We start from the raw sequence: 9035 nt of genomic DNA on the forward strand, positions 1-9035 counted from the left end.
TTTGCTCAATGTGTTCGGCTGAGATCGGAAATCAACCCGCGTGTCACAGCGGAGCTGATTCAGTTGAGATTGCCTGAACATTCCGCCCCTCTTTACGCCCTCGGGTATACTCAAAAGCTACTGATTCGATTTGATACCCAGCAACAGCAGAGGGGATAGTATATGTGCGGTTTTGTCGGTTTTGTCGGTGGGACGGATAACCAATCCGAGGTGCTCACCAAGATGATGGACCGCATCGTCCATCGTGGTCCCGACATGGGCGGCCAGTTTATCGACGGCCGCGTTGCCCTCGGCTTCCGCCGCCTGTCGATCCTCGACCTGACCGAGGCTGGCGCCCAACCTATGGCCAACGAGGACGGTAGCGTCGTCATTGTCTTCAACGGCGAGATCTACAACTTCCAAGAACTCCGTTCCGAGCTCGAGGCCAAGGGCTACAAGTTCCACTGCGGCGCCGACACCGAGAGCCTTCTGCACGGCTACGAGGAGTGGGGCGAGGCAGTACTCGATCGCTTGCGCGGTATGTACGCCTTCGTCATCTGGGACAAGAAGAAGAACAAGCTTTTTGGCGCCCGTGATATCTTTGGCATCAAGCCGCTCTACTACTATCCCATGGCCGATGCGGGTGACGGCGCTCCGGGCGTGCTCTTTGGTTCCGAGATCAAGAGCTTCCTGGACTACCCGCACTTCCACAAGGCGGTCAACAAAAAGGCCCTGCGTCCGTACATGACGCTGCAGTATTCGGCAACCGAGGAGACCTTCTTCGAGGGTGTCTACAAGCTGCCGCCGGCGCACTACTTTACCGTCGATATCCCGACCGGCAAGATGAACATCGAGCGCTACTGGGATTGCGATTACTCTGCCGTCGAGAAGCCGTTCGAGGAGTACGTCGACGAGCTGGACGAGGTCGTGCACGAGAGCGTCGAGGCCCATCGCATCGCCGACGTCAAGGTCGCGTCGTTCCTCTCCGGTGGCGTCGACTCCAGCTACATCGCCGCTTGCCTCATGCCCGACAAGACCTTCTCGGTGGGCTTCGATTACAAGAATTTCAACGAGACTAACTACGCCAAGGAACTTTCCGATAAGCTCGGCGTCGAGAACGTTCGCAAGATGATTACCGCCGACGAGTTCTTCGGTGCGCTCGAGGACATCCAATATCACATGGACGAGCCGCAGTCCAACCTGTCTTCCGTGCCGCTGTGGTTCTTGGCCGAGATGGCCCGCAAGGACGTCACCGTCGTGCTTTCGGGCGAAGGCGCCGACGAGCTCTTTGGCGGCTACGCCTACTACGAGGACACGGTCCCGGTCCGCAAGTACAAAAAGATGGTGCCGCTGCCCATCCGTCGCGCGCTCGGTAACCTGGCGTTGCATATGCCGTACTTCAAGGGACATAACTTCCTGGTCAAGGGTGCCGAGATCCCTGAGAAGTCGTTCCTGGGACAGGCTCTGGTTTGGCCGGAGCGCGAGGTCGACGGCGTGCTCAAGCCCGAGTACAACACCGGCGACGGCGCCTTTGAGCTTGCTGCACCCATCTATGCGCGCGTGAAGGGCCAGCCCGAGCTGGTCAAGAAGCAGTACCTGGACATGAACATGTGGCTCCCAGGCGACATTCTGCTCAAGGCCGACAAGATGTGCATGGCGCACTCGCTGGAGCTGCGCGTGCCCTTCCTGGACCGCAAAGTCATGGAGTTCGCCGAGCACATTCCCGATCGCTACCGCATCAACGAGAATGGCAACAAACAGGTACTCCGCCACGCTGCCAACAAGTCGCTGCCCGATGAGTGGGCCACCCGTCCCAAGGTGGGCTTCCCGGTGCCGATTGTCTACTGGCTGCGCGAGCAAAAGTGGTACGACTATGTCAAGGAGTACTTCACCGCGCCGTGGGCAAGCGAGTTCTTCGATACCGACGAGCTCATGCACCTGCTCGATCTGCACTTTGCGGGCAAGGGCGATTTCCAGCGCAAGATCTATACGCCGCTCGTGTTCCTGGTGTGGTACAAGCGCTTCTTTATCGACGAGGACCAGCCCGCCGTTCAGGCTGCCTAGCCTCGGCTTACGAACGCCTGCGCGTAACGGCTCCTCCGGGAGCCGTTTTTGCGTGGGTGCGTTTCAGTTACTATAAAAACCGTCCCTGCCAAATGGCTGAGAAAGGTGAAAGATGCACCATTCGGATTCCGCGACCGTGACCACGGTCGATACGCTTGCCAAGCTTCTCGATGTGTGCGGCGAGCTGCGCGCATCAGAGCAGGTTGACGAGCGTGCCGTGACCGGCTGTGCGTTTGATTCGCGCGCGGTTTCGGCAGGTGACGTGTTCTTTTGCAAAGGCGCTGCCTTTAAGCCCGCGTTTTTGAGCATGGCGCTCGATGCGGGCGCCGTCGCATTTGTGTGCGAAGAGTCGCTGGTCGAGTCTCTGGAGCCGCTGGCGCAGGAGAGCGGTGCTGCGATGCTGGTTGTTGATAGCGTTCGCACGGCCATGGCCCTGTTGCCGCCGGAGGTCTACGACCGTCCCGACCACGACGTCAAGATCGTGGGTATCACCGGTACCAAGGGAAAGACCACGACCGCTTTTATGCTCCAGTCCATCATCAAAGCGGCGGGCGAGTCCTGCGGCATGATCGGCTCGGTGAGTACCGACGATGGCATCGAGTGCTACGAGAGCACCAATACTACGCCCGAGGCCCCAGAGGTCTGGCGCCATATCGCCAACTGCCGCACGTCAGGTCGCCAGTCCATGGTCATGGAGGTCTCGAGCCAGGCGCTCAAGTACCAACGCGTCGAGAATCTGCCGTTTGACGTGGCGTGCTTCCTCAACATCGGCCGTGACCACATCTCACCGATCGAACACCCCACGTTTGAGGATTATTTTGAGAGCAAACTCAGGATCTTTGACCAGGCAAAGACCGCCGTGGTGAATCTGGGCACCGAAGAGGTTGACCGTGTGTTGGAGGCAGCGTCGACGGCCGAGCGCTTGGTGACCGTTGGCGTCGAGCATCCCGAGGCAAGCCTGTGGGCGAGCGATGTGCGCATGGTCGGCTTTAACATCGAGTTTAACCTGCATGGCCTGTGTGCCGACGAGTCCGAGGCGGGGGAGAAGGTCCTGCTGGGCATCGCGGGCGACTTTAACGTGGAAAACGCGCTGGTCGCTATCGCCGCTGCGCGCGAGATCGGCATCGGTATCGAGGCTATCAAGAAGGGCCTCTCCAAACTGCGTGTGCCGGGCCGTATGGAGGTCGTGGAGTCGAAGGACGGCCGCGTGATCTGCGTCGTTGACTATGCGCACAACCAGCTTTCGTTCCGTTCGCTTTTCTCGTCGGTCAAGCGCGCGTTTCCCGCTAGTCCAGTCATTGCAGTGTTTGGCGCTGCCGGCGGCAAGGCGCAGGAGCGCCGCGAGCAGCTTCCGCGCGAGGCCGCACCATATTCCGACCTGATGATCTTTGCCAACGAGGACCCGGCTCACGAGGACCCGATGAAGGTCTGTCGCGAGCTTGCCGAGCATGTTCCCGACGATACGCCGAACAAGATCATCCTCGACCGCGAAGCCGCTGTGCATGCGGCGTTCAAGGCGGCGCGCGAGGAGTACGTCAACCCCGATGCTCCCACCATTGTCTTGCTGCTGGCAAAGGGTGACGAGGAGCTCATGCACGTGGGCGACGAGTTCGTGCCCATCGAGAGCGACCTTTCGCTGGCCAATCGCCTGATCGATGTTACCCAGTTTGACTAATGAACCATGATGGCGGCGGCGCCCTGAGTGCGCTGTCGCCATAAGCGTGTTCCCTCAATCAAAACATGCCGTCCAAGTCCAAACCCTTCTACGTAAACGGAGTAACCATGTCCCACAACACCCTGCCGACCGTTGCCGAGCTTTCGGGCGAGATGCGCGAGCGCTTGGCCAAGGTCAAGTACGTCTTTACCGACCTGGATGCCACGATGCTCGCGCCCGGCTCGTGCGTGCTGCGCGACAACGACGGTAACCCCTCGACCAAACTCGTCGAGGCCGTCGTGGCACTTGCCCGCGCTGGTATTCAGGTGGTTCCCACCTCGGGCCGCAACCGTACCATGATCCACGAGGATGCGCGCGTGCTCGGCCTCAACTCCTACATCGGTGAGATGGGCGGCCTGGTCATGTACGACCTCAAAGCCAACGATTGGGAGTATCTGACTGGCGACATGCCTTACGACCCCGCCTGCGGCCTTACTCCGCACCAGGTGATCGAGCAGACCGGCGTGTGCGAGAAGATTCTTGCCCGCTGGCCGCACAAGATCGAGTATCACAACGACATGTCGACCGGCTACAAGTACCGCGAGGTCACCGTCGGCATGCGCGGCGATGTGCCCGACAATGAGGTCCAGGCCATCCTGGACGAGGCCGGCTGCGGCCTGGTGTGGGCCTGTAACGGTCACCTGACGCATCTGTCCAAGCCGACGACGCTCGAGCTCGATCGCGTCGAGGACGGTCGCGCGTTTAACATCAATCCCGCCGGCCTCAACAAGGGCGTTGCCATCGCGCGCTTCTGCGAGCACCTGGGGATTGAGCGCGAGGAGACGCTCGCGCTCGGCGATTCCGAGTCCGACTTCTACATGGCCGATCACGTGGGCACGTTCTGCCTGGTCGAGAATGGCCTGACGAGCGCCGGCGCGCCCGAGTTCCTGGCTGCTTGCGAGAACGCTTTCGTTACGCGCGGCAAAATTGTCGACGGTTGGGCGGCGACGGCAGAGCTGCTGGTCGCGGCGCGTTCGTAGCGCGGCGTCGCCGCACTTGGACATGTCTTTTCGAGAGAGACTGGTGAGGTAATGTCCGATATCGAGAATCCGACAGGCGACACGCGCCCGATTGGCGTGTTCGATTCTGGTTTGGGCGGTCTGACGGTTGCGCGCGCCATCGCGACGGTGCTGCCGCACGAGTCCGTCTACTACTTCGGCGACACCAAACGCTGCCCCTACGGCACGCGCACCGAGGATGAGGTGCGCTCGTTTGCGTTGCAGGCGGGCCGTTGGCTGTCGAAGCACGACGTCAAGATTATGGTCATCGCCTGCAACACGGCGACAGCTGCGGCCTTGCGTCTGGCCCAGCAGGTGCTCGACGTTCCCGTGATCGGCGTGATCGCGCCGGGTGCCCGTGCGGCAATCAACAGCACCCGTTCGCGTCGCGTGGGCGTGCTCGCCACCAACCTCACCATTCGCTCGGGCGCCTACACGCGCGCCATTCAGGATCTAGATGCCGGCGTCGATGTATACGGTTGTCCTGCCTCGAGCTTTGTCGAGGTTGTCGAACACGAGCTCGCCTCGGGTGCACATCTGCAGGAACAGTGGCTCGAGAACGAGGACATCTTCGATACGCCTGCCGTGCGTGCGCTGGTGGGTGCCACGGTTGAGCCGCTGCGCGACCACGGTATCGATACCGTGGTGCTCGGCTGTACGCATTTTCCGCTGTTGGTGGGACCTATCCGGCATGCGCTGGGGCCTGGGGTGCGCGTCGTAAGTTCCGCCGAGGAGACCACGCGCGAGCTGACCGATATCCTCACGCGCCGCGAGCAGCTGGCGGGCGACGCCGCCGAGCCGCAGCATCGTTTTGCCACGACGGCCGATAACATTGCCGAGTTTGCGGTGGCGGGCAGCTTTATCTTTGGTCAGCCGCTCAAGAGCATCGAACATATCGATATCGATGAGCTGAAATAGATGTAAGGCAGCCGCCAAAGCCTTCGCCACATCTTTTGCCGAAAGGATATTTCTATGGAGTACATGCAGGTTAACCGCGCCAACGGCCGCGCCGTCGATGAGCTGCGCCCCATCAAGCTTACTCGCGGCGTTATGAAGCACGCCCACGGTTCGTGCCTGGCCGAGTTTGGCGATACGCGCGTGCTGTGCGCTGCCACCATCGAGGAGGGCGTGCCGGGCTGGCGCAAGGGCGCCAAGGCCGGTTGGGTAACGGCGGAGTACGCCATGCTGCCGGCATCGACCGGCAAGCGCTGCAAGCGCGAGCACGCCAACCGCAAAGGCCGCTCCATGGAGATCGAGCGCCTCATTGGTCGCAGCCTGCGTACCGTCGTCAACATGAAGGCGCTCGGCGAGTACACCGTCACCGTCGACTGCGACGTGATCCAGGCCGATGGCGGTACGCGTACGGCGAGCATTACCGGCGCCTGGGTGGCGCTGCACGACGCCCTCGCCATGTGGGTCGAGGCAGGCAAGATCGAGCGCATCCCGCTTACCGGCCAGGTGGCTGCCATCTCTATGGGCGTTGTCGACGGCAATACGCTGCTTGACCTCGATTATTCCGAGGACAGCCACGCCGAAGTCGACATGAACCTCGTCGCCACCGACACCGGCGAGATGATCGAACTTCAGGGTACCGGCGAGCAGGCGCCCTTCGACCGTAAGCGTCTCAACGCCCTACTCGACCTGGGCGACAAGGGCGTTGCCGAGCTCATCGAGCTTCAGCGCCAAGCCCTCGCCTAACCTGCCAAAAAGGGATGTTAATTTTGGTAGGTTTTATCTGGGAAAACGTCGAAGTATAAGGTTTCTGTCGCTAGGGAGGGGAGAGGGCTCGAGGCCAGTTTCCCTTGGGCGGCATTGCTATAGAGACAAGGAAGCCAGTCATGGCACTAGAGAAGATCGATATCGACACCCTCGACCCGGCGGCGACCATCGTCGTGGCAACGGGCAATGCCCATAAGCTCACCGAGATCGAGGCCATTTTGGGCAAGGTCATGCCCGAGGTTCGCTTTGTGGCGTTGGGTCAGCTGGGTGATTTTGAGGACCCCGAGGAAAACGGCACGACGTTTTTGGAGAACGCCATCATCAAGGCGCAGGCCGCGGTAGAGGAGACGGGGCTTATGGCCATCGCCGACGATTCGGGCCTGGTCGTTGATGCCCTGGACGGTGAGCCGGGCGTGTACAGCGCACGCTATGCGGGCGTGCACGGCGACGATGCCGCCAACAACGCCAAGCTCCTCGTGAATCTGGAGGGCGTGGCCGACGAGGACCGCACCGCGCGTTTTATGAGCGTCGTCGCGCTTATCGACACGGACGGCCTGGTCACTTATGGCGAGGGCGCCTGTGAGGGCGTCATTGCGCACGAGGGCCGCGGCGATTACGGCTTTGGCTATGATCCGCTGTTCCTGCCGGTCGACACGCCGGGCAAGACTATGGCCGAGCTTACGACGGACGAGAAGAACGCCATTAGTCATCGCTTCCATGCGCTCGAGCACTTGTCTTCCAAGCTGACGGGCGAGGAGTAGGCCGTGCGTGCGGTGGTGCAGCGCGTGCTCAACGCCGGCGTGACGGTCGACGGCGAGTGCGTGGGCTGCATTGGACGCGGCTACCTGGTGTTGCTTGGCGTGGGCCACGGCGATACGCGCTCCGAGGCTGATAAGCTGTGGGGCAAGCTCCGCGGCCTGCGCATCAACGAGGATGAGAACGGCAAGACCAATCTGGCGCTTGCCGATGTCGACGGTGAGGTGCTCGTGGTGTCGCAGTTCACGCTGTTTGCCGACTGCCGTCATGGTCGCCGTCCGTCCTTTACGGATGCCGGCGCGCCCGATGTGGCCAACGAGCTCTATGAGTACTTCCTGACGCTGGTGCGCGAGGACGTCGAGCATGTGGCGCACGGCATCTTCGGCGCCGACATGAAGGTCAGCCTCGTCAACGACGGCCCGTTTACCATCGTTCTCGATACGGACAACCTGTAAGCAGTCAATTTGGGACGGGGCTTATTTAGCTACTTGCGTATGGCGGCAGCAGGGTGCTATAGTATTAGAGTTTTGTCTATCTTAGGGGTATTATCCCCTTTTTGAATTGCACCTTCTGGAGGCCCTGTTCATGGAAGAGATGGAAGTCAATCACGTCGACGACATCCACGAGAAGCTGACCGATATGGTGGGCGATCGCGTTAAGGTGAAGGCCAACATGGGCCGCACCCGCGTCGTCGAGCGCATGGGCACCATCAAGAGCGTCCACCCCGCCGTCTTTATCGTCGAGGTTGACGAACGTCGCGGGCGCAAGTCGCGTCAGTCCTACCAGTATATCGATGTCCTCACCGGGCAGGTCGAGCTGTTCGACCCCGAGAGCGGTGAGCACATTTTTACCCCGCTCGGCAATCAGCTCGAGGAGCACTAACGGTGACCGATCGGTCCCTGACTCTTTCCGCGCCGGCAAAGATTAACCTCTACCTGGGGGTTCATACCGAGCGCGATGACCGCGGCTACCACAGGGTCGATTCCCTGATGGCAGCCGTCGGTCTTTCCGATTCCGTGACGGTCGCGCCGGCGCAGGCGCTGACCGTCCAGACGGTTCCGGCATCAGATTTTCCCATGCAAAAGAATACGGCGTATCGGGCTGCGGTTGCTATGGCCGAGCATTATGGTCGCGAGGCAAACATCTGCGTGACGATTGAGAAGCGTATTCCATTGTGCGCCGGCTTGGGCGGCCCCTCGACGGATGCGGCCGCGGTCATTGTCGCCTTGGCGGAGCTCTGGGGAATTGATCGCACCGACCCCGCGCTCGACGACATTGCGCGGGGTATTGGTGCTGACGTCCCGTTCTTTTTGCACGCGAGCCTTGCGTTCTACGTAGGTGGGGGAGACGTGCTGGCAACTGAGTATCCCGCGCTGCCCGCAACGCCCGTCGTGTTGGTCAAGCCGCGCGAGGCAAGCGTTTCAACAATTGAAGCCTATCGACGTTTTGACGAGGCTCCGGTGCCTGCAGACAAGCCCGGCGCGATAGCTTCTGCCTTGCATGCTGGTGATGCCGAGACGGCATATGCGCTCATCCATAACAACCTAGGTGTCATTTCCGCACAGATGGAGCCGCAGATTCAAATGGTTCTCGATTGGCTGCGTAAACAGGACGGCACCGTTGCTGTAGATGTGTGCGGATCGGGTGCCTGCTCATTTGCCATTTGCGACACCGCCGCCACGGCCGAAAGGCTTGCCGACGCTGCCCTGCAAAACGGCTGGTGGTCCTGCGCGACGGAGCTCATTCCCAACACGGTTCGCATCGAAGGGTTGATTTCCGATCTCAGCCGAACACATTGAGCAAAT

9 protein-coding genes are annotated in these 9035 nt (G+C 60.9%); all 9 read left to right on the forward strand.

The features are described 5' to 3' along the window. Positions 1 to 162: 162 nt before the first annotated feature. The 9 genes from asnB (at position 163) to ispE (ending at position 9029) form a co-directional block, all read left to right on the forward strand. Entirely contained in the window at positions 163 to 2043 is a 1881-nt protein-coding gene (gene asnB / locus DXD56_RS09645; protein ID WP_117563808.1) for an asparagine synthase (glutamine-hydrolyzing), read from the forward strand. Positions 2044 to 2155: 112 nt separating this feature from the next. Continuing rightward, positions 2156 to 3718: a Mur ligase family protein gene (locus tag DXD56_RS09650; protein WP_117641053.1), complete on the forward strand. Its 1563-nt coding sequence runs from the start codon at positions 2156 to 2158 to the stop codon at positions 3716 to 3718. Between the two features lie 107 nt (positions 3719 to 3825). Then, on the forward strand, positions 3826 to 4737 hold the full coding sequence (locus DXD56_RS09655) for an HAD family hydrolase (protein ID WP_117635958.1): 912 nt from the start codon (positions 3826 to 3828) through the stop codon (positions 4735 to 4737). Between the two features lie 51 nt (positions 4738 to 4788). Then, the gene (murI, locus tag DXD56_RS09660; protein ID WP_117641054.1) at positions 4789 to 5673 is read left to right on the forward strand and encodes a glutamate racemase; all 885 of its coding nucleotides are present in this window, start codon (positions 4789 to 4791) and stop codon (positions 5671 to 5673) included. A 54-nt stretch (positions 5674 to 5727) separates the two neighbouring features. Then, positions 5728 to 6453: a ribonuclease PH gene (gene rph / locus DXD56_RS09665; protein WP_117641055.1), complete on the forward strand. Its 726-nt coding sequence runs from the start codon at positions 5728 to 5730 to the stop codon at positions 6451 to 6453. Positions 6454 to 6593: 140 nt separating this feature from the next. After that, the gene (gene rdgB / locus DXD56_RS09670) at positions 6594 to 7235 is read left to right on the forward strand and encodes an RdgB/HAM1 family non-canonical purine NTP pyrophosphatase (RefSeq protein WP_117641056.1); all 642 of its coding nucleotides are present in this window, start codon (positions 6594 to 6596) and stop codon (positions 7233 to 7235) included. 3 nt (positions 7236 to 7238) lie between these two features. Then, positions 7239 to 7685, forward strand: coding sequence for a D-aminoacyl-tRNA deacylase (gene dtd / locus DXD56_RS09675; protein WP_117641057.1), 447 nt, complete (start codon positions 7239 to 7241; stop codon positions 7683 to 7685). A gap of 130 nt (positions 7686 to 7815) precedes the next feature. Further along, positions 7816 to 8112: a Veg family protein gene (locus DXD56_RS09680; RefSeq protein WP_006234957.1), complete on the forward strand. Its 297-nt coding sequence runs from the start codon at positions 7816 to 7818 to the stop codon at positions 8110 to 8112. 2 nt (positions 8113 to 8114) lie between these two features. Beyond that, positions 8115 to 9029 (forward strand): 4-(cytidine 5'-diphospho)-2-C-methyl-D-erythritol kinase, encoded by a 915-nt coding sequence (gene ispE / locus DXD56_RS09685; RefSeq protein WP_117641058.1) that lies wholly within the window; start codon positions 8115 to 8117, stop codon positions 9027 to 9029. The last annotated feature ends 6 nt before the right edge of the window (positions 9030 to 9035 follow it).

This window comes from Collinsella sp. TM06-3, from assembly GCF_003436395.1.
Taxonomy (GTDB): Bacteria; Actinomycetota; Coriobacteriia; order Coriobacteriales; family Coriobacteriaceae; genus Collinsella.